We start from the raw sequence: 20,489 nt of genomic DNA on the forward strand, positions 1-20,489 counted from the left end.
GCACCTATTTTGATTGGTTTTCCTCTGTACGCCAAGCCGAATCGGGCTTAAGGATTTTGTCTAAGAAATCGAACGATTTTTCCGCTATGCTCAAGTCGGCAAAAGTCGCCAGATGCCCTTTCCCGTCGACTTCGCAGTACGCGTATTCGATCTCGTTCTCCTTGAGCAGCTTGCACATCTTTACGGCATTTTTATTGGGAACCAGCCAATCCTTACCTCCGTGAAAAACAAACATGGGGGGAGCGACTCGCTGGACATGGCTGATGGGGGACGCATTGCGGTAGACCTCTGGCGCCTCGGCGGGGGTCGAACCGAAAACACCCGCCAGCACGGAGCTGTCGCCTGGCAAATTGGTGAGATCAAATGGTGTACCACCACAAACGCACGCTCGCAGGCGAGGAAGTTCCGCAGATTCGGGGCTTGTCATCAAGGCTAACAGGGCCGTCAAATGTCCACCCGCCGAATATCCCCATGCCGCGACACGTTCTAGGTCCAAGTTCCTCGTCAACGCTTGATCTTGGATCCAACTCAGGGCCAATCGACAATCCTCGAGCTGGGCGGGAAACTTGTGAGCAGGAGCTAACCGATAATTGATGACCGCAACAAAGTATCCACGCGCGGCCAGCTTTCTCGCATGGATTCGGTCGTAAGTCTTATCCCCAGCCGTCCAAGCTCCTCCATGAATCATCAATACCACCGGCAATTTGGATTCAGCACTCCCAGCCTCAGCGGGAAAGTACAAATCCACGCGGTGCATCGGCTCGTTCTTGTCACCGTACACCACATCGGTTTCCGTTTTGATCCGAACCGAGGGACGAACAACCGGTTCGCCCGCCATGCCAACAACGGAAAATAAAATTCCGGACAATCCCAGCATCGCTACCAGACACTTGGCGTAGGAAAGAGGTCCTGTTCCGGATGTGGGGCAGCTAATCTCAGTTTGCATGAGTTTCCAAAAGTCTTGCGTCGAACCCCTCGTTCATAATAGCTCGGATCGCTTTTTCTGCGTTAGGTGCACCTTGGACAGCCGCTGTCCCCTGTCGCAAGTCCACCTCGACGTGGTCGACACCAGGAACTTCTAATAGAGCTTTCTCCACGGCAGCTTTGCAGTGTTGGCAAGTCATACCATCGACGCGGAATCGGGGATTATTGGTCATTTTCGGTTGAGTGGATTGATTCACGGAAGGAACACCTTTTGAATTATGCTATAACATTCCGCCAGTTTTGTCACGATTTGGATTGCTCGTTACCGTCATACGAGCGATCCCTCCATAACTTCACACACTATAGTATACAAGATTGGAGTCCCCAGTGTCCGAATTGAAGACCGAGCCATCTGACCTCAGCCGTCCATGGTGGACCTATTTGAACGGCTATCACTGGTTCGTTTTTGCGATGGCCTCAATGGCCTGGGTCTTCGACTGCTTAGACCAACAACTGTTCATTCTGGCACGAAATAACGCCCTTTCGTCGTTGCTGTCGGAGTCTCAGAAAGAATTTCTGTATCAGTACGGCGACTACGCCACGATGATCTTCATGTTTGGTTGGGCGACGGGGGGCTTGATATTTGGATCTGTTGGGGACCGAATCGGGCGTGCGAAAACACTGACACTGACCGTTTTTCTATATTCGATCTCGACCGGATTGTCGGCCTTTTCTACCGGTTGGCTTGACTTTGCTTTCTACCGTTTTGTGACCGGCTTGGGGGTTGGCGGTGTGTTCGGATTAGCCGTTGCGTTGGTTGCAGATACCATGCCGGACCGTGCGAGAACACCAGCCCTGGGATTGTTGCAGGCTCTCTCGGCACTTGGAAACATAACGGCGGGATTGACTTCTATGCTGTTTGCCTATTTAGGTAGAATTGGCACGATCGACCCGCAGAACTCATGGAAGTATATGTTCCTCGTCGGAGCTGCTCCCGCCATCCTGTGCGTGTTCATCCAGCTCCGACTCAAAGAACCCGAAAAGTGGGTAGAAGCGCGCAGAGCGGGCAAGCTGACGGGAGTCAAATTCGGCTCTTACGCAGATCTTTTCTCCAGTGCTCGGCTGCGAAAACATGCCCTGATGGGGATGATGCTTTGCGTTTCGGGGATCATCGGTGTCTGGGGAATCGGTTTCTTTTCTCCCGAGATTGTCAAAGGGGTCATTACCCAATCGGTGGAGGCAGAGCGGCTCAAAGGGATTGAACAACCCAGCGAAGACCAACTAAAAGAAATCCAAGCCGAGGTGAAAGTCTCAGCAGACTTCTGGATGGGAGTTAACTCCATTGTTCAGAACGTCGGGGCCTTTATCGGCATGATTTTCTTCACCTTCTTAGCTCAGAAACTGGGACGCAAACCGACCTTTATCCTCGGCTTTATGTCCGCATTGCTATTCACCGTTCTCTACTTCCAAACCTTCAATGGACTAGCCTACATACCACTCAGCGCCCTTATGGGAGGCTGTCAATTAGGACTGTTTGCCGGCTACGCGATCTACCTTCCCGAATTGTTCCCCATTCGCCTGCGAAGCACGGGTACGAGTTTCTGTTACAACGTGGGGCGATACGTGGCTGCTCTCGGACTACCGATTAAAGCTTACTTGACGGCATGGTTCGCCAAGGACGCCATCACCGCTGCCGAGAAGTTGGATGCGTTCCGCGATGCCGCTTCCTACATGTGCGCTGCATTCATTATCGGTATGGTGGTCATCCTCTTCCTACCCGAAACCAAAGGCAAACCATTGCCTGAAGATTGATCGATTCGGTTTTGATCGGCCCAAGCAGGAATTGCTCGGGCAGATAAGCGTACTTCTCGTCGATCGCGATCCGACCCGATACAAAGCCCCTCCCCAGCCACGCTTTCGCGGGCTGACCCTCCCCAAACGCAGTTTGGGTAGGGTGAAGTCGGTAGCGTTCTGCGAGAAGTGCCCAGATAAGAACCTTTTGTTTTGTAATTTTGGAGCTTGTACTGAGATGCTATTGCGATCGCTAGATGTCGTGCTGTTCGGGTTGCTTGCCCTATGCGGTACCCCCACAACTGGACTCACACAATCGAATCGTGCTGCTTCGGATGAGAGTCAGTCGGTTAGTCACAACACTTCGGAGCGTACCCTTCGACTGAACGAAATCCAAATGGTAGGGACGCACAATTCCTATCACATCGAGCCCGATGCGTTCACGAGAAAAGTCATCGCATCGACGGTGCCCCGCGAGGCCGATGCCATCGAATACACCCATCGACCTCTTATCGAGCAACTCGATGAACTGAAAATGCGGCACTTTGAACTCGATCTTTATTTGGATCCCAAAGGCTCGCTCTTTCGCGCTCCTAGCATGTGGAAGCTAGCTCAATCAGCCTCAGCCGACGTTCCCGATTGGCCACACGCATCGGACATGTCGAAACCGGGTACCAAGATCCTACACAGCCCCGATTTTGACTACCGATCCACTTTGGCAAGCCTGCGTGAAGCTCTTGAACTGTTGAACAGTTGGTCCAATCGAAATCCTAGCCATGTGACTATTTTTTTGCTGCTAGAACTCAAATCCGATTCGTTTTCTCCTCTGACCAAACCGCTTAAGTGGACGGAATCCGATATTGATCAGCTTGAACACGATATCCTGAGCACAATCCCCCGAAACAAAACACTCACTCCCGACGATCTTCGAGCAGGAAAGCCCACGCTCCGGGATGCTGTTCAAAACGTTGGTTGGCCCACATTCGAGAGCCAGCGAGGCAAATTCGTTTTCTTGCTCGACAACGAAGGTGCTGAGCGAGAGCTGCTGCTTCGCAGAAGTGAAATTCTGGAAGGCCGGTTGCTCTTTGCGAGCGTATCGCCAAATCATCCTGCCGCCGCATGGATGAAGCGAAATGATCCGATCTCGCAGTTTGCAGATATTCAGAATTTGGTTAAGCAAGGCTTCCTGGTGCGAACCCGGGCTGATGCCGATACGATTGCATCCAGAACCAACGACGCGACCAGACGCCAAAAAGCCATAGAAAGCGGAGCTCAACTAATAAGCACGGACTACCCCGAGCCTGATACACGTTTCTCCGACTACTGCGTTAAGCTACCGTTTCCTTTTGAGGACCCACACGAACAGTCTGAGAAATAACCAGCTCCAGCGGCCTCGGGTGCAACGTCGTGTTTCTAAGTTCTTTAAGGACTTGGTCGATTTGTTCCGGCCATCCATGAGGTTTGACTAAAACGTTTAGCAGGGCCGACCGTCCTGGCTCAATCAACCCCAAATCTTTTTGAAGAAAAAATAGTGCGGGTTGTGTCGTGATCATTCGGAGATACTGCTCGAACACTTGTGTTTCTGCTGGGCTATCCGTCATGATGCATTGCAGCTCTCGCCAGAGTGAAAGGTCAGGATTCGAGGCAAGCGAATCGGTTCCAAGAAAATGCTGAACCCCCATGCTATCACGCTGCATCATAGGATAGGAGTCTCTCCCCTCGGCCTGAAAATGGCGATAGGTTCTCGGACAATGAACGACGGCTGCATGGGGAGAGTGTTCGGCAATCTGTCGCAGGTCAATGTCGGAAAGGTAGTTACCATGAGCAATTAAAACTCGTTCTGCATCGAGTAACGTTTGCAAGTAGTCCTCCAATACCGTACGCTCTTCTTCGAATGCGGCATCTCGAAAAGGCTTCAATCTCGTTTCAAATGCTCCTTGTCGCTTAACGAGCCAATCCATTTCATCATGTGATTCGGCCAAGTGCATGGAAACGATTGCATTCGATTGATTTGCCAAGGATACTACTTCTTTGACAAACCTTCTCGAGGCTGTGTACGGAGCATGGGGGGATAGGTCGACGCCATTCCGTTGTGCCAAAAGACTCTTGAAGAATGACAGTGTCTCGCTTTTTCGTGTTTGATTGATATCGAGAACTTCTACGCACGGTCGAATCCGTATCGGTTCCTCGCCGCTCACTATGCGGGCTTGTGGTGTAAGCCGTTGCTGGATCGCTTGTATTCCTGCCTCGATCCATTCCGGCCTCCAGGGGGAGGTAACGGTATCCAGCAGAAACCGGGTTCCCAATTCCCAGGCTTGCACGATGCCTGATTCTATTGCTGCTTGACGGTCGGCCTCGGGATCGCCACTGGGATTCATGCGGTGCTTAACAACAGCACCAATCCATTCCGCAAAAGAGTGCGAGGCGGGGAAAGGATTTTCGCAATCACTAAACTCTAAATGGCAATGACTGTTGATGAAACCAGGCAAAAGAAACCAATCGGGACGATCGAACTGATTCGACGCCGGTATCGAAACCGGACAGCTGGGCGCAAGCTCCTCGATAACTCCCGCGCGAACGATCGCCCACGATCCCGTGCACGGCTCGCCGGCCATCGACCAAATCCATCGAGGCCGGATTGCGAGTGCGTCGTGCATAGGAAATCGCTCTACAAAGAAACCTTACCGGTGCCGTCGCCGAAGATCGCTCCCTCGACTCCCACGTGCTCAAGCATCGTGGTGAAGAGATTGTTCATCGGCGTATACTCCGAGAATTCGAGCAAGCGCCCAGTCTCAATGCCTCGACCTCCACGCCCTGCAATGAGGGCTGGCAAGTTGTGGTGATCGTGACGATTGCCATCGGAAATACAACCGCCGTAAACAATCAGCGAGTTATCCAACAACGATGCTCCATCAGCGTCCTTTGTTTCTCTGAGCTTGGTCAAGAAGTAAGAGAACTGCTCCGAGTAATACGTATCGATCTTAGCAATGTTGTCGATCCGATCCTGCTTGTTCTCGTGGTGAGATATGTGATGATGCCCTTCCTTAACCTCAATCATCGGGAACGTTCGATTGCTCCCTTCATTGGCGAGCATGAAGGTTGCGATGCGAGTCGTATCTGTTTGGAACGCGAGGACCATCAAGTCATACATCAACCGGATATGTTCAGTGATATTCTCAGGCTTGGACTTTGGTTCCAACGTACCATCAGGCAACTGCACGGGAATAGCGAATTGATTGAGTCGGTATTCGATCTCGCGAATGCTCACAAAGTACTCATCGAGCTTGCGTCGGTCTTCGTTTCCAGCGATTCGTTCAAGATGTTTTCTTTGATCGGAGACGAAATCGAGAATGCTTCGCTGCATCATCTTCTCTTTATCGTCAACCTTTTCTTCCATCCCGCCGAACAAACGCTGAAACGCTCTCTGCGGGCTGATCTCTTTACCCATGGGCAGAGTTGCAGATCTCCAGGAGATATTGTTCGAGTAGGCACACGCGTAGCCCGAGTCGCAAGATCCCGCATCCTGTCCACCTTCCGTACCGAGTTCTAATGAGGGCAACCGGGTGAGACGGCCCACCTTCTCTGCAGCAATCTGGTCTGCACTTTGCCCCACACGAATCTTGGAACCAGCAGTCTTATAAGGATGAGCACCGGTCAAAAACGCGGCAGCACTGCGAGCATGATCCCCGGGACCATCTCCCAACGATTGCGCATTAACCTGGGCGAGTCCCTTTAGTACGTTGAAATCATTACGATTGGATGCCAGCGGTGCCAAACTCGGAGAAAACTCCCAGTCCTTCCCGCTACCTTTAGGAAGCCACCTATCGTAGTTGGTCCCGTTCGGGAAAAAGACCCAAGCCAATCGCACGGGAGCTGTCACCGACTCAGAAGCTACCAACGGCGTGCTATTCATCATCTGCAGCGATGGCAGAGCCAACGAGACTCCCATAGCTCGCAACATGGTTCTGCGATCAATGCGGCGCAAATTCGAAGAGCGATCCAATCGAAAATTATTCATGGGTTGGGATCTCGTCTGTAGGGGGAGGGTTGGAAAGGGCAGGTGGGTTAACGGCGATTGGGGTTATGGTGGGCTTCTGAAGAAACGCATCGCTCAAGCAAATGGCTTCTACCAAGGACCGAACCGATCGCTCTCTCTCGTTAGTATACGCAATTATACCACGCAGGACACACCGATCTGGTCGCTGAATGCCACGCCCTGTTGCATAAATAAACATTCTGGCCGTAAGGTTTTCAAGGACTTGGTCGGACTTGGTACTCAAAATCGCCACCAATTCTGTCGGAGTCTGGAACACGCTGCCGTCGACCAATTCACCTTGGGCATCGACCGGAACCCCGTCCTCTTCATCTCTCCATCGTCCAATGGCGTCGAAGTTCTCCAAACCTAAACCGATGGGATCCATGATTTTGTGACACCCAGCGCAGCTAGGATTGCTACGGTGTAGCTCCAGACTCTCGCGAATTGTCGCTTTTTCATCGGCCACGGCTTCTTCTAGCGAGGGAACGTTGGGTGGAGCGGAGGGGGGAGGATCTCCGAGCAAATTCTCGAGAACCCACTTGCCTCGTTTCACCGGAGACGCTCGCGTTGGGTTTGACGTTAACGCTAATACTGCGGCCTGGGTAAGGATCCCTTTGCGATTTTCTGGTAACTCAACTCGAATCCACTCGTCCTCCCGATCAAACCGACGCGTTCGGCGGCGACCATCGTTGGCTCTCCGATTTTGTGCGTAGAGTTCCGCTGGATCGCGACCATCGAAGAGAACGCCATAAAATTCTGCTAGCCGAGGGTTAACGTAGGTAAAGTTAGCGGTGAGAAAATCATCGATCGATCCCGTCGCGAGTAACTCCGAGCAAAAGAGTTGCGTCTCTTTGATCATCGAGGCCCGCAACCGGTCGTTCCAGCCGACGAACTTGTTTTGGTCGATATCGATTTTATTGAGATTTCGCAGACCCAGCCATTGGGCAAAAAAGCCATCTACCAGTGCAACCGACTTGGGATCATCCAACATGCGTGTGACTTGGGCCTGAAGCACCTCCGTGTTTCGCAGCCTGCCTTGGTCTGCCAAGACGAGCAGTTCATCGTCTGGCATGGTTGACCAAAGAAAATAGGAGAGTCGAGAAGCCAGGGCGTGATCATCGATCGAACCGTCAGCGAGTTTCGCTTCGGCACGGTACAAGAACTGAGGCGACACCAGCGTGGCTTGCAAACCAAAGCGGAGGGATTCCAAATAGGAGAAACCGGCTTGGCTGGCCCGATTGCAAACGTCCACCACCGCTTCGATTTCTTCGCTCGAGACGGGACGTCGATAAGCTTTGGGGAGGAACGCGGCGAATACACGACGACTAGCCTCTGACGCTCCGATCGCCGCCTCGTCCGGTACATCGACCGATGCATCGACTTGTTCTGGATAAGCAATGACCAACCGTTCATGCAGATAGGTAAAGGCTGGCTTCCCATCGCTGGGGCCTTTGAAGCGGACGTTATCGACGAATAATCGTCTATTGGTATCCGCTTTTTTATCCGGGTTCTCGTCCGTAAAATATTCGATAGTGAGTTGATTGTGCCCGTATTTCGCATCGATCTGAAACTCGTATGGTTTGGTATCCGTATTGACGTCGAGTTCGCGGATCGTCTCACCGTTGCAACGAATGATGACATAAGCTTTATCAGGCTGCCGATCACCGAACCTCATGCGGACGGTGACGTCGTAAGTGCCTGCCGCGAGAAACGGCTCGATCGTTTGTATCTCACCGTAAGGTGTTGCGATCCCATCGAACGTTTGGTTACGCATCTTGCGGCGGTCGGTCTCGATCACTCGGTTCGCGATCAGCGAGGCCGCTTGCATGTACTTTTCTAGCATGATCGGAGGAAGCGATAGGACTTCGCCTTGATTGTCGAATCCGTTGCCAACGTCGTCTGAAAGAAATCCGATATCTTCAGAAGGCTTAAAATCGATCCCCAGAAGATCGCGAACCGTGTTGTCGTATTCTACGCGGTTGAGTCTTCTCAGAGTGACCGAAGGAGTGGGGATCTCGCAGTCACAATCGATCTCGTGCAATGCGGATTCGATCCAATCGACGAGCCGGGTTCTATCTTCTACGGAGAGTTCGGAATCTTCAGGTGGCGGCATAGCGTCGGCTCGGATGACACCTCGGACTTGCTCCCAAGAGCTTTCATGCTCGCGAATGCGTTCGATGGTTGCGTAATCTTCCAGATTCACTCCGGCTTCGTTTGCGCCTCCCATGTGACAATCGCCGCAGTGTGTTTTCAAAAGGGGACGAATGACCTCCGTGAATTCACGCTGCAGTCGTTCATCGAGGGTTTCTTCGCCGGCAGCAGCGCAACAAAAGGACGTTGCCATGGCAGCAAGAAAAGCGAATCCGAAAACTCGCACCGTATGGGTTAATCGCACCGTGTGGAAAGTAGGTGACATCGACACGCTAGCTTGGTTCTAGGGGAAGGGGCGGGGATGGAATCTGACGGGGGGATTTGATGGGGGCTGGCAATCGTGGGGTGGGCTGTCAATCTAGCAAGCCATACTGTCCCAGTATAACCGAATCGAGATTGCGGAACCAACCAAAGTTTCCTCAAGGAAAACGCGTTATTAACACTTAAAGCCTCCCTCGGATGCGGGTCGCACATGGGTCTTAAACCCAGGGGAACCGTTCTCGTTTCGCTACAAGTATTAATTTTTCCAATACTGCACAATTGCCCGACAACAGCAAATGGAGCAAATGGTGCCATCCATCAATTGTGGGGCCAATTTTGTGGCAGCAAATGGTGCCATCCATTAATTGTGGAGCTATTTTTGGGTGGCACGCTCTGAGGAACGAAGGGCGCGTGACGCCCGTAGCACGAATCTCACACGCTGAATGCGAAACCAGGAGGCTTGGCACATACCGAACATCCGGCACAAACAGACCACGTCGTAAGATAATCAATAGCGAATCCAGCCGAACAATCCTCGATGTGCTCGCGATCGTTCGATAACTCACCGCATGAGTGATCGTAACAAACCCTACATGCTAGCAATTGCCTCTGCATTGTGGCTCTCTTCAGTGTGCATGCCGCAAACGGTTTCGGCTCAAAACCGTTATCCGGTGATCATGCCCGAACAACGCCAAATTCGGGTTCGTTCTCCGGAGCAGATTGCCATTCCCCCGATCCCGAGAACACCCGTTCCAGCTACGGTAAGCGACCCGCAGTGGGATGCCACGCCGAACAACGTCTCCTTGTCCGAGGTCTTGAACCTGAGCCTTCAGAATCTCGATGTCGTTCGTGTATTGAGCGGCATCAATGCGACATCGACGGGACGAACCATCTACGACCCTGCTATCACTAATACAACAATCGATGCCGCGCGAGGCATTTTCGACCCGAATGTGGTCGTCAACAACAACTGGCAAAACAACAATCGCCCTGGGGCGATTCCAGACCCAATTGATCCGAGCCAATCCTTGATTATCGGAACTCGCAATCAAGCACACAACCTGAATGCGGGGATCTCCAAACGGATGCTCACGGGTGGAGTGATCGATTTCGGAGTGATCGACGCGAACAATCGTTTCCCCAACACTTTAAGTCCATTAAATCCTCAATCGCAATCGAACGCTGCGATTCAATTGACTCAGCCCTTGCTTCAGGGAGCGGGGTTGGCCGTTAATCGAGCACCGATCGTGATATCCATGATCGATACCGAGCGATCGTATTTCCAGTTCAAAGACTCCATTCAAACTCATGTGCAGAGCATTGTTCAAGGGTACTGGCAACTGGTTCTAGCGAGAACCGAACTCTGGGCGCGAGAGCAACAAGTAAGGCAATTAGAATTCGCACTCAGGCGAGCTGAAGATCGCGTCGAGGTGGGAGATGCGCGGCTGGGTGAACTTTCACAAGCACGCGTAGCTTTTGAAAACTTTCGCGCCAGTCTGCTTGTGGCAGAGGGTAATCTGCTTGCCCGCGAATCCGCCTTGCGAAACGTGTTGGGGCTCAGTCCTTTCGACAACGATCGCTTGATCCCCACCACTCCACTGATCGATCAGAAGCTACCCTGGGACTGGGAGAGTTTGCTTACTTTAGCGGAAACCTATCGCCCTGATTTGATCGAACTCAAATTGGTTTTGGAGGCCGACCAGCAACGCCTCGTTATCCGAAACAATGACGCTCTACCACGCTTAGATGGAGTGGCCCTCTACCGATGGAATGGGATCGAAGGAACGACGCCAGCCAACACGAGACTCCAAGCAGACGGTTTTGACGATTGGTCTCTGGGTGTCAACTTTTCCGTACCGTTGGGCTTGAGAAGTTCCCGAGCGGCGCTGCGTCAACAAGAATTGATCATTCAGAGGGACCGAATCAACTTGCAACAAGGGTTGCATCAAGCCTCTCACAACATCGCAATCAGTATTCGCAATCTCGAGTTGTTCTACGCCCAGTACGAACGATTCCAAGCGGTTCGTCGAGCCGCCTTAGAGAATCTGGAGCAACAAATAGAGATTGGAAACGAGCTGGAACAATTCATCGTGTTGCTACAAGCGATCGTGGACTGGGGAAACGCGGTTTCGAGCGAAGCTCAAGCGCTCGTGGCCTATAACTCCGAGCTCGCAGCGTTGGAACGCGAGACCGGCACCATTCTGGAATCCCACGGCATCTCGTTTGTTGAGGAGAGATACGGCTCTATCGGGCCACTAGGACGGATGGCGGTCCCCGTGCTTTATCCCAGTGCAACGCCCCCGGCTGCTAACGTGAACCGTTACGAAGGTGGAGAGGAATCTTCAGAGCTGCGATTCGATCTTGTGGATCCGCTTGAGCGGGTAACCGGCGAGGGAATAGAGAATCGGCCAGGAGACGAGATTCGCGGGGATTCCAGTCAAAGCGGCAACGTCACCGAAGCTAAGAAGATTCGATTCGGAAGCTTGATTCCTCCTTTTAGAAACCCGTTCAAGGCACGCAACTAGTCGATCGCAATACCCATGATTGATAGCAAGCGTCACGGCGCGAGCTGTACGATGTCAGTCAATTATAGCGTAAGGCCGCAAGGCGTACGGTGTCGGGCAATGCGAAGCGAGCCGGAGTCGCCGTTGGCGACGAAACCCAAAACCACCGGTGGAGAGGGATGGCTGAGTATGCGGATGGGCGGTGACAGCTCTGGAACCCTCAACGCAGGGCGATGACCGTGCGGATAAACGATTTTTTCGCACTTCGAACTTCACAATTCAAACTCCTCCCGCCCTCTCCGCTAACATTGGTATCGCAACGCGATTTTAGTGCGACAATATGTCACGACCCATCCAGCAGCGTGAATTCCCAACGCATTTGCAGATGGTCTCCCAAAAGAACCGATTGTATCGCAGTGCCGGGGAAGCTTTTCTTAAAGCTGGTTTAATGGCGACCTATTAATCCTTGAGGACTTAGACTATCTTCATTATAAACCCCACTACTCAAGCAGTTTTCGAGAATCGAATGGCTTGAAACCAAAAGGGGGGCCACAATTTGGGTGTGGCGGTTTATTCCACATTTTTGAATGGACAACATGGGTGCACTAGCAGTTGTATTCTTGGCCTTTGGCGCGTCTATTGTCGCCTTGTTCTGGGCCTATCGGTTTTACACGCAAATGATGCAGGCAGATCCGGGGACTCCGTTGATGCAGGAGATCGCCGAGGCAGTCAGATCGGGTGCCAATGCGTACTTGAAGCAACAAAATCGAATTGTTTTGATCGTTTTCCTGGTTGTGGCCGCACTGTTAGGGGTCGCCGCGTTTGGATTCAACCTGCAAAGCGGTTTCGTTCCCTTTGCGTTCCTAAGCGGTGGGCTCTTCTCAGGCCTTTGCGGATGGTTCGGGATGAAGACGGCCACCTCCGCGAGTAATCGCACTGCCTCAGGTGCCCAACGATCGCTCAACGAGGGGCTTCAAGTTGCATTCCGATCTGGTGCCGTCATGGGCTTGACCGTCGTTGGGATGGGTTTGCTCTATGTGGTTGCTTGGTTCGCGATTCTTTATTGGGTCGTACCTATGTTCGCGACGCCGCTAACGTTGCAACAGCTTTCGGTAACGATGCTGTCCTTTGGTATGGGAGCCAGTGCTCAAGCCTTGTTCGCTCGAGTGGGGGGAGGCATTTTCACCAAAGCGGCTGACGTTGGCGCGGATTTGGTCGGGAAAGTAGAGCAAAGCCTGAAAGAGGATTCGCCTCGCAATCCAGCGACGATTGCTGACAATGTCGGGGACAACGTCGGGGACGTCGCAGGCATGGGAGCGGATTTATACGAGTCCTATATCGGCTCTATCCTCGCAGCAGGGGCTCTCGGAGTCGCAGCGTTTGCCACGACCGCTATGGTGCCGAGCGGTGTCGATCCCGTCGATGCACAACTGGCGGCCCTGATGCTACCGTTGTCGATATCCGCTGTTGGGATTTTTCTTTCCATTATCGGTATCTATGCAATTCGTACCGGAGAGGATACATCTCAAAAGTCACTGTTGGCGGCGTTATCGCGCGGCATAAACTTATCCTCTTTGCTTGTGATCATCGCTTCGTTTGGTCTGGCCTATTGGCTTATGCCTCGCGTTCCTGGAACATTGATTTTTGGAGTTCCTGGAATTGCATTCAGCATTATCACCGGCCTGGGGGCTGGTTGGTTGATCGGAAAGTGGACCGAATATTGCACGAGTGCCGAGTTTAAACCTACCCGGCGTTTGGCGGACCAAGCGGTCACGGGGCCAGCCACTGTTATTATAGGTGGTATTGCAGATGGGATGGCGAGCGTTTGGTTTCCCGTCGTCGTGATTTGCCTTGCGAGCATTAGCGCATTCGGCTTTGCAACCGGTGCTCGCTTCAGCGACATGCAATACTTTACCCTCGGTCTATACGGCATTGGAATCGCTGCTGTCGGTATGTTGAGTACCCTCGGCATTACGTTAGCCACCGATGCTTATGGTCCAATCGCAGACAACGCTGGTGGCAATGCGGAAATGTCTGAACTGCCAGAGATCGTTCGAACGAGAACCGATGCCTTGGACGCGCTCGGTAACACCACGGCAGCGACCGGCAAGGGGTTCGCGATAGGGTCCGCGGGCCTTACCGCCCTGGCTCTTTTAGCGGCTTACGTAGAAGGAGTTCGAGACGGCTTTGTGCGATGGGGAGATTCCGTTGCGGTACAGATAGCTGATGATGGAATCTACAAAGTCGCACCGGGATTGGTCGTCCAGCGTCAAGGATCGGAAACGACCCCCTACTTGGTATTCCCGTCGCAGCTCGACAAAGTCAGCGTGAAGGAAAATTGGGGATCTATCCCAGTGGATAAGAATCCTACTGCGATACCCAGCGAACTGATCGCTCCCGGCGAGGATGGACTAGCCTTCACCGCCACCGGAGATGCGTTAGTCTCTATCCAATCGGCCACACTTCGGGACTTTATGTCGTACTACGACGCCTCGCTCTTGAACCCTCGCGTGCTGATCGGCATGTTTTTGGGAGCCATGGCAACCTTTTTGTTCTGTGCGATGACCATGCAAGCCGTTGGGCGTGCTGCACAAGGCATGGTGATGGAGGTGCGTAGGCAATTACGCGAACATCCTGGAATCCTAGATGGAACGGAAAAGCCAGATTATGCCCGGCCCATCGCGTTGAGTACCAAGGCTGCTCAGAAGGAGATGCTGTGGCCGAGTGTAATTGGCCTCGCTCTGCCTATTGGGGTGGGGCTGCTGTTCGGTGTCGGGGGGGTGCTGGGATTGCTCGGTGGCTCGCTGACCGCCGGGTTCTGCCTCGCGGTTTTCATGGCGAATGCGGGCGGAGCATGGGACAATGCAAAGAAGTACATTGAATCCGGGGAGCACGGAGGCAAAGGCTCCGTGGCTCACAAGGCTGCTGTCGTGGGTGACACGGTTGGCGACCCGTTCAAGGATACCAGCGGCCCGAGCCTCAACATTCTGATCAAGCTTATGAGCATGGTCAGCGTGGTGGTCGCTGGTCTTGTCGTTCGCTACAGCTTGGTCGCATGCGGCTGGTTCTGATTCAGGCTTGGTCGACAAGCTCCGGTTTTTGCTTTGCGTGGACGTTAGCGTTTCACCGCACGGGCAACGCCCTGCGGTAAGCTCTCGAACCCGGCTGGGACAGACGCGGTTCAAGCCGCCATGCCCGGCAAGATGCGGTTTTGGGCTGCCCCTGGAGACCTCGTGAACTCGGGAAGAGATCATTATGATACCATAAAACCCACCGTTCCTCATGAAGTCTTTTTCGCCAACCCTTGAGCCATCATGCCAGAAGAGCCCTACGCTCCGCCGCTAACGAGCAATTATGTCGAGCCCAACACTGAATCCAGAGGGCGCGTAAAGCGTCGCTGGGTTCGTTCGTTCATTATTCTCAACGTCATTCTTATCGCACTGCCGATTGTGGTTACAACTTTAGTCTTCGTGCGCAACTTCTTTTCGTGGCGTATCCGTTCGCATTCGGAGAACTATGACCCGATCGTATATCAGCAGACAGTCGAAGTGAGTTTCGACTTATTGGGCTTGCTTGCTTACCTCGTAATTCCGAATTGCATTTTGGTCATCGTTTGGTTGGTTCGCAGTCGGTGATTTTCTCAGTTTGACTTTGGCTGACGGATGTACTGGGGATTGCGCGGTGGTGAGACGGTGAATTCCGTTGGCATATTGGATCTAGGCAGTGGTGGTAATGCATCATCGTCGTTAGCTTGGATTCGATTGTTACTGGAGTCTAAGAGTTTTGGGGGGCCAAAGCCGATCGATGCGTTGGGCTGATCCATGGGGCCGCTGGAAAGGATGGCTCGAGTGGGGGTGTGATCTTGCGCCATAGAGGACGATGGAAGGTTCGAACGGTGGGGCTTAACCGGCCAAGCGTAAGCGTCGTTGGTTGTCGTTGGTTCGCTAAGGTTGTCGTAGTCGACCCAGGGTTTAACCTGTCCCACAATCGCTTGATCCGGGATGGAAATATCTGGCGATTTGGGCGGAGGTTCGATTTGCGTTAGCGGTTGCAATTGCCATTTGATATTCGGTGCTGCCAGTAATCCTGATTCGGTGCGTGGCAACTCGAAGGCATTGCTCGGCACTGTATTAGTTTCCGCAGCGGATGCTTGCAACTCTTCAAGAGTCGGTTGAAGGACTGCGGTATCGGTCCAACTCCATTCCGAAGCACGGTCGACGTCCCAGGGAGAAGATTCTACTTGCCGGGTGAGGTCAGGCAATGGTTTGTACCAGTACCATGTGCTGTATCCGCCAGCAGCGAGGATCAGGAACCCTAGGACTACAGGACGATTCGTCGTTTCAGGAACGTTGGAGGGCTTTTTCTTGCTCATGATAGATTGGATGCTTGAGGTTGATTTTCTGCATCCATGCAGTGAAACAATATCTTCCCACGTTCGACATCGGCTTTAGCGGTTTCGCCAATTAAAAAAAGCTACAGAATTCGCTCTGTGCGGGTTAGGTAAGATGGTGTCGCAGTAACAATATAGAGCCGCAATAACGGGTCCCATGTCCGAGCGGAAGCAAACTAAATCTTATGGCTAACAGGCGGTGCAACGACTGACGGCCGGCCCGTTACCTCTCTCGGAGCAAGCTCCTTGCCAATCACTTCGAATCGAGTTCGCCCCTCGTGAATTTCAAAGCGAGGTATCAATTCTGCGACGGCAGCTTCCACTTTCGCAAACATCTTTTGAATGCGACTTTCGAAGAACTGGGCACAAGCTGCTGCCGGTATTGCAACAATCAGACCTGCCAGGGTTGTGACGAGAGCTTCGTAAATGCCGACAGCGAGAAAGTCTGCTCGGTTCTGTCCCGCCGTAAGCTGGGTCGTGTCGTGAAACGCCCGGATCAATCCCCAGACCGTCCCCAATAGGCCTAGCAATGGTGCGACGGCGGCGGCAAAGTTGATCCATTTCACGTTGACATAAGCCGCATCGACCTCTCGTTGAATGGACTCGGCGGCAGCGGCCTCAATTTCTGCGGTTGGGCGACCTATCCTCAAGACCACTTCCTTTACCACGTTAGCAGCAGCCGAGGGATGCTCTATACAGGACTGGTAGACCAGCCGAGGATCCGCTTCGAGTTGCCTGGAGAACTGACTCAGCGACTTCTTGAATCGCGATGGCAATATCCTAGCCGAGCGCAAGCCGATGAGGCGATCAAAAACAAACGTGACAACGACCAAGCTTACGATACCGATCGGTATCATAAAAAATCCACCTTGTACTGCTAAATTCAGCAGGTTCAGTCCCGTCTTTGGTGTTACCCTTTCAGGAGGTGCGGCTCGGTTGGCAGCCGCCTCACCCGCGATTTTCGCGATCTCGACCTCGGACACTTGACCGAGAGCCGTGTTGGCCTCTGCCAGGTAGAGTCCAACGAACATTGCACTTACCAAGCCAACGAATAGCAGCGTGCGTTGCTTTGCTTGCTGAGTGAACGACTGAAAAGTTGTTTGGTCCATGGCACCGATTCCGTTGGGTTTCGAACTTTTTCGAAGTATACCGGTTTCGAGATGCCAAGTCGAACAGTTATTGGTGGAGGTTTAAAGTGCGCAGGGTGCCCTGACCTTGCCAGTAAAACCTATGCTTTGCCTCATTTTATATGGCCCTTTAGATATTGGTGTACTTCCTCTACCACTGGTCCCCAATCCCCGATTTTGGTTTGTCTAAATAGTTTTAGGGTCGGATACCATGGCGTATCATCTCGCTCCAGCAACCATCGCCAATCGGGCGTATAGCCGAGTATCAAACACGTCTTGATGCCGAGCGCTCCTGCCAAATGAGCCAACGCTGTGTCGCTGGTGACGACGTAATCCAACGATTGCAAGATCGCGGCGGTATCCATGAACGCGCCGCTGGTTTGGTCAACATCCTCTGGCAAGCAATAGATGATTTTCTTTTCTTGCCACTGCTTAAGCTGCTCCGTACCGGCACCTTTTTGCAAACTCAAGAGAACAACGTCTTCAAGATTCGCGAGTGGCTTTAGAGCTGATAATGGGAAGGAACGATACATGTCCGCTTGGTGATCCGGGTTGCCTTGCCAGTTGATACCGATTCGCGGCTTGCCAGCAGGCAACGTTCGGTCCAATGCTGACTTCCAGAACTTGACCAGTTGATCCGATAGATGGATATAAGGAATTTCCGCAGGAACATTGCTTGCATCGATCTTCATCACATCCGCAACATCCATGAGCGAACAGTGATAGTCAAACGTCATTTGTACAGGCATCGTATTGGGTAACAATGCATCGATACCTGGGCAGTGCTGCAACAGGGCGAGCAATGCAGCTTGGGCATGAACGATGGTCCGCGCTCCCAAAGCTTTCACCGCCTTTGCAAACCGAATAAAGTGAATCGTGTCTCCCAGACCTTGTTCTGCGTAGAGTAGGATAGTCTTCCCCTCGAGCGGTTGTCCTAACCACTTGGGCTGCGAGTACGGATGCGAAATGGCTTCTTTGCACAACCAGCGATGCCGATACTCACGCCAGCCTTCTTCGAAATTGCCTTGTAACAAGTGGATGACTCCCAGATTGCGGTGCAACTCTGCATCCTGGGGATTCAAACGCATGGCTTCGTGGTAATACTGAAATGCCAAATCGATTCGTCCGGTCCAAGCGTGCAAAGTTCCTCGATTTCGAATGGCATTAAAGTAGCCAGGAGACTGCGAGAGTGCTGTTTGAAAGCATCTATCTGCCTCGTCGACTCGCCCTAAGAACCGAAGACTGTTGCCGAGATTGTTGTAGGCGATGGGAAAGACGGGCTGCAACGAAATCGAGTTTTCGTACGCTTTCACTGCATCGGCGTATCGCCTCATATCGTGCAATGCGATACCCCAGAAACACCAAGCGTTGGCGTTATTGGGTTCTTTTTGCAGCACAGAACGATAGACCTGTTCCGCTTGTGCGATACCACCACGTTGATGAACCTGCCAAGCCTGATTGAGTTGATCCGCCGATGATTGCATGGGAATATGCTCTTTTCGAGTCGATTTCCTTCGAGTTCACTACATTAGCCAGCATAAGGTGCTGCTAAGATATTGTTCCCTTCCAGTTTCCATCCTAACGTGTGTGGTAACTTCGCGCCAATACGATAGCAATTTCGAAATAGACTTGCGAACAGATAGCAATGAAACAATTAGTCTTGATGAGACACGCCAAAAGTGATTGGTCCCGAAACGAACCCGACAAACGCCGCCCCTTAAATCCAAGAGGCATTGCCGCAGCTCCACGCATGGCAGACTGGCTTCATGAGAATTCTTTTTGGCCTGAGTTGTTGCTGTGCAGTTCCGCAACGCGAACCGTTGAGACTTGGCAACTCATGCAGCAGACTCGACCCGAGTCGCTGCCACAGATTGAATATCTCGATAGCCTCTATCTGGCCCATGAATTGGTCATCTACCAGACGATCTGCGACTATTGGGAGGCGCATTCGCAGATGGATACGCTTATGGTTCTCGGTCATAACCCTGGCATGGAAAACTTGGTTTTGATGTTAGCGGGTGTCCCCTTAGAGATGCCGACCGCGGCTGTTGCGGTTTTTTGCATTCCAGCCGTTCCACATCGCAACAACATCCCGAAAGAAATCTCTTGGCTGAAACATCAAACACCAAAACGATTAGGAACCAGTTCTTGATGATCTTGTCCCATTCGTTTCGGCGTTTAGCTTTATGAATAAAACGAGTGAATTCGAACTGTTGCTTAACGAAACACGTGGCTAGGATTCGTGGATGAATTGGAAACGTGATTGGTTCTTTATTGGTATGCTTGTCGCGGCACTTCTCGCTTGGATTTTCCCTCAACCGGGGGCTCAAGGGGGCTGGCTGTATCCTGAGTTTTTGACCAAGGCTGGGGTTGCACTCATTTTCTTCTTGCATGGCCTAGCCTTGTCATTCGAGGCCATGAAACGGGGGGCATTGAACTGGAGGTTGCATTTATTTATCCAGACGGCCGTCTTCCTTTTTTTTCCATTAATCGGCTTTGGTTTAATCAGTGTAACCAAAGGCTGGCTTAGTGACGATTTGAGATTAGGGCTGTTCTATTTGTGTGCGTTACCATCGACAGTCTCATCCTCTATCGCGTTAACTGCCGCAGCAGGCGGGAATGTCCCGGGAGCAGTATTCAATGCGACATTGTCCAGTCTGCTAGGGATCGTTTTGACGCCGCTGTGGATCAAGGTGGTTTGGCAAGCAAGTGGCGTAGGCATGCCGATGGGGAGTGTCGTCTTTGACCTGACCTTATGGTTGATGCTGCCTTTGGTGATGGGACAGCTATCCAGGCGATGGCTTGCCAATTGGGCGAAGAAAAATAAGTCATGGATTGGTGTAGTCGATCGGCTCACAATTCTGCTGTTGATTTACACTTCGTTCTGCGATTCCTTTGTGTTTGGCGTTTGGACCAAACATGGCACATCAGCAGTGGTGGCCACTGCGGTGATCGCTGTAATGATTTTCTATCTGGCCCTATATGTCCTCGGATATGCGAGCGACCGACTTCGTTTTTCTCGAGAAGATCGCATCGCAGCGGTTTTCTGCGGCTCAAAGAAATCCATGGCTACGGGGATTCCGATGGCTCAGTTAATGTTTGGTTCTAATCCAGCTCTCGGGCTCATTCTCTTGCCGATCATGATCTATCACCCCTTTCAGCTCGTTGTTTGTGGCTTTTTAGCTGATCGGTATGCCAAAACGGACGGATCACCAAGTCAGAAAACGCTCTAGTTCCTAAACCCAAAAGCGTGCCACCCGAATCTAAGGCATTCGCTGGGCTTGAAAAGCACGAGACCGTCGCTA

General features: G+C 52.3%; 16 protein-coding genes. 8 read left to right on the forward strand and 8 right to left on the reverse strand.

Translation table 11 applies throughout. The features are described 5' to 3' along the window. Positions 1-4: 4 nt before the first annotated feature. Both SH449x_RS02295 and SH449x_RS02300 read right to left on the reverse strand, forming a co-directional pair. Positions 5-946, reverse strand: coding sequence for an alpha/beta hydrolase fold domain-containing protein (locus tag SH449x_RS02295; RefSeq protein ID WP_482379702.1), 942 nt, complete (start codon positions 944-946; stop codon positions 5-7). Continuing rightward, complete coding sequence (locus tag SH449x_RS02300; RefSeq protein ID WP_482379703.1) at positions 936-1,157, reverse strand: CopZ family metallochaperone; 222 nt, start codon at positions 1,155-1,157, stop codon at positions 936-938. The genes SH449x_RS02295 and SH449x_RS02300 overlap by 11 nt, the downstream gene beginning before the upstream one ends. Before the next feature lie 154 nt (positions 1,158-1,311). On the opposite strand from SH449x_RS02300, the gene SH449x_RS02305 reads away from it, so the two are divergent. Further along, a complete protein-coding gene (locus tag SH449x_RS02305) occupies positions 1,312-2,736 on the forward strand; it encodes an MFS transporter (RefSeq protein WP_482379704.1) in 1,425 nt (474 codons plus the stop codon). 217 nt (positions 2,737-2,953) lie between these two features. Continuing rightward, positions 2,954-4,093 (forward strand): Ca2+-dependent phosphoinositide-specific phospholipase C, encoded by a 1,140-nt coding sequence (locus SH449x_RS02310; protein WP_482379705.1) that lies wholly within the window; start codon positions 2,954-2,956, stop codon positions 4,091-4,093. Here SH449x_RS02310 and SH449x_RS02315 read toward each other — a convergent pair. Genes SH449x_RS02315 through SH449x_RS02325 form a run of 3 tightly spaced genes read right to left on the reverse strand, consistent with a single transcriptional unit; the run spans position 4,044 to position 9,167 of the window. Continuing rightward, a complete protein-coding gene (locus tag SH449x_RS02315) occupies positions 4,044-5,372 on the reverse strand; it encodes an amidohydrolase family protein (protein WP_482379706.1) in 1,329 nt (442 codons plus the stop codon). The two genes, SH449x_RS02310 and SH449x_RS02315, sit on opposite strands and share 50 nt — an antisense overlap. Positions 5,373-5,383: 11 nt before the next feature. Beyond that, the gene (locus tag SH449x_RS02320; protein WP_482379707.1) at positions 5,384-6,733 is read right to left on the reverse strand and encodes a DUF1552 domain-containing protein; all 1,350 of its coding nucleotides are present in this window, start codon (positions 6,731-6,733) and stop codon (positions 5,384-5,386) included. Continuing rightward, the gene (locus SH449x_RS02325; protein ID WP_482379708.1) at positions 6,726-9,167 is read right to left on the reverse strand and encodes a DUF1592 domain-containing protein; all 2,442 of its coding nucleotides are present in this window, start codon (positions 9,165-9,167) and stop codon (positions 6,726-6,728) included. The genes SH449x_RS02320 and SH449x_RS02325 overlap by 8 nt, the downstream gene beginning before the upstream one ends. A 565-nt stretch (positions 9,168-9,732) precedes the next feature. Here SH449x_RS02325 and SH449x_RS02330 point away from each other — a divergent pair. From SH449x_RS02330 to SH449x_RS02345, 4 genes are all read left to right on the forward strand, one after another. Continuing rightward, positions 9,733-11,688: a TolC family protein gene (locus tag SH449x_RS02330; RefSeq protein ID WP_482379709.1), complete on the forward strand. Its 1,956-nt coding sequence runs from the start codon at positions 9,733-9,735 to the stop codon at positions 11,686-11,688. Positions 11,689-12,007: 319 nt separating this feature from the next. Beyond that, entirely contained in the window at positions 12,008-12,130 is a 123-nt protein-coding gene (locus tag SH449x_RS02335; RefSeq protein ID WP_482379710.1) for a hypothetical protein, read from the forward strand. A 133-nt stretch (positions 12,131-12,263) separates the two neighbouring features. Then, complete coding sequence (locus SH449x_RS02340; RefSeq protein ID WP_482379711.1) at positions 12,264-14,738, forward strand: sodium-translocating pyrophosphatase; 2,475 nt, start codon at positions 12,264-12,266, stop codon at positions 14,736-14,738. 243 nt (positions 14,739-14,981) lie between these two features. Next, complete coding sequence (locus SH449x_RS02345) at positions 14,982-15,302, forward strand: hypothetical protein (protein ID WP_482379712.1); 321 nt, start codon at positions 14,982-14,984, stop codon at positions 15,300-15,302. 5 nt (positions 15,303-15,307) lie between these two features. On the opposite strand, the gene SH449x_RS02350 is transcribed toward SH449x_RS02345, so the two are convergent. From SH449x_RS02350 to SH449x_RS02360, 3 genes are all read right to left on the reverse strand, one after another. Then, complete coding sequence (locus SH449x_RS02350) at positions 15,308-16,039, reverse strand: hypothetical protein (RefSeq protein WP_482379713.1); 732 nt, start codon at positions 16,037-16,039, stop codon at positions 15,308-15,310. Positions 16,040-16,233: 194 nt separating this feature from the next. Further along, the gene (locus SH449x_RS02355) at positions 16,234-17,166 is read right to left on the reverse strand and encodes a MotA/TolQ/ExbB proton channel family protein (protein ID WP_482379714.1); all 933 of its coding nucleotides are present in this window, start codon (positions 17,164-17,166) and stop codon (positions 16,234-16,236) included. Between the two features lie 131 nt (positions 17,167-17,297). Further along, complete coding sequence (locus tag SH449x_RS02360; protein WP_482379715.1) at positions 17,298-18,668, reverse strand: tetratricopeptide repeat protein; 1,371 nt, start codon at positions 18,666-18,668, stop codon at positions 17,298-17,300. A 161-nt stretch (positions 18,669-18,829) separates the two neighbouring features. On the opposite strand from SH449x_RS02360, the gene SH449x_RS02365 reads away from it, so the two are divergent. Next, positions 18,830-19,336 (forward strand): SixA phosphatase family protein, encoded by a 507-nt coding sequence (locus SH449x_RS02365; protein ID WP_482379716.1) that lies wholly within the window; start codon positions 18,830-18,832, stop codon positions 19,334-19,336. 94 nt (positions 19,337-19,430) lie between these two features. Further along, positions 19,431-20,417, forward strand: a complete 987-nt coding sequence (locus tag SH449x_RS02370; protein ID WP_482379717.1) for a bile acid:sodium symporter family protein — start codon at positions 19,431-19,433, stop codon at positions 20,415-20,417. Positions 20,418-20,489: the final 72 nt, after the last annotated feature.

Source organism: Brakhagea baltica, from assembly GCF_052161605.1.
In the GTDB taxonomy this organism is placed as follows: domain Bacteria; phylum Planctomycetota; class Planctomycetia; order Pirellulales; family Pirellulaceae; genus JBKCUI01.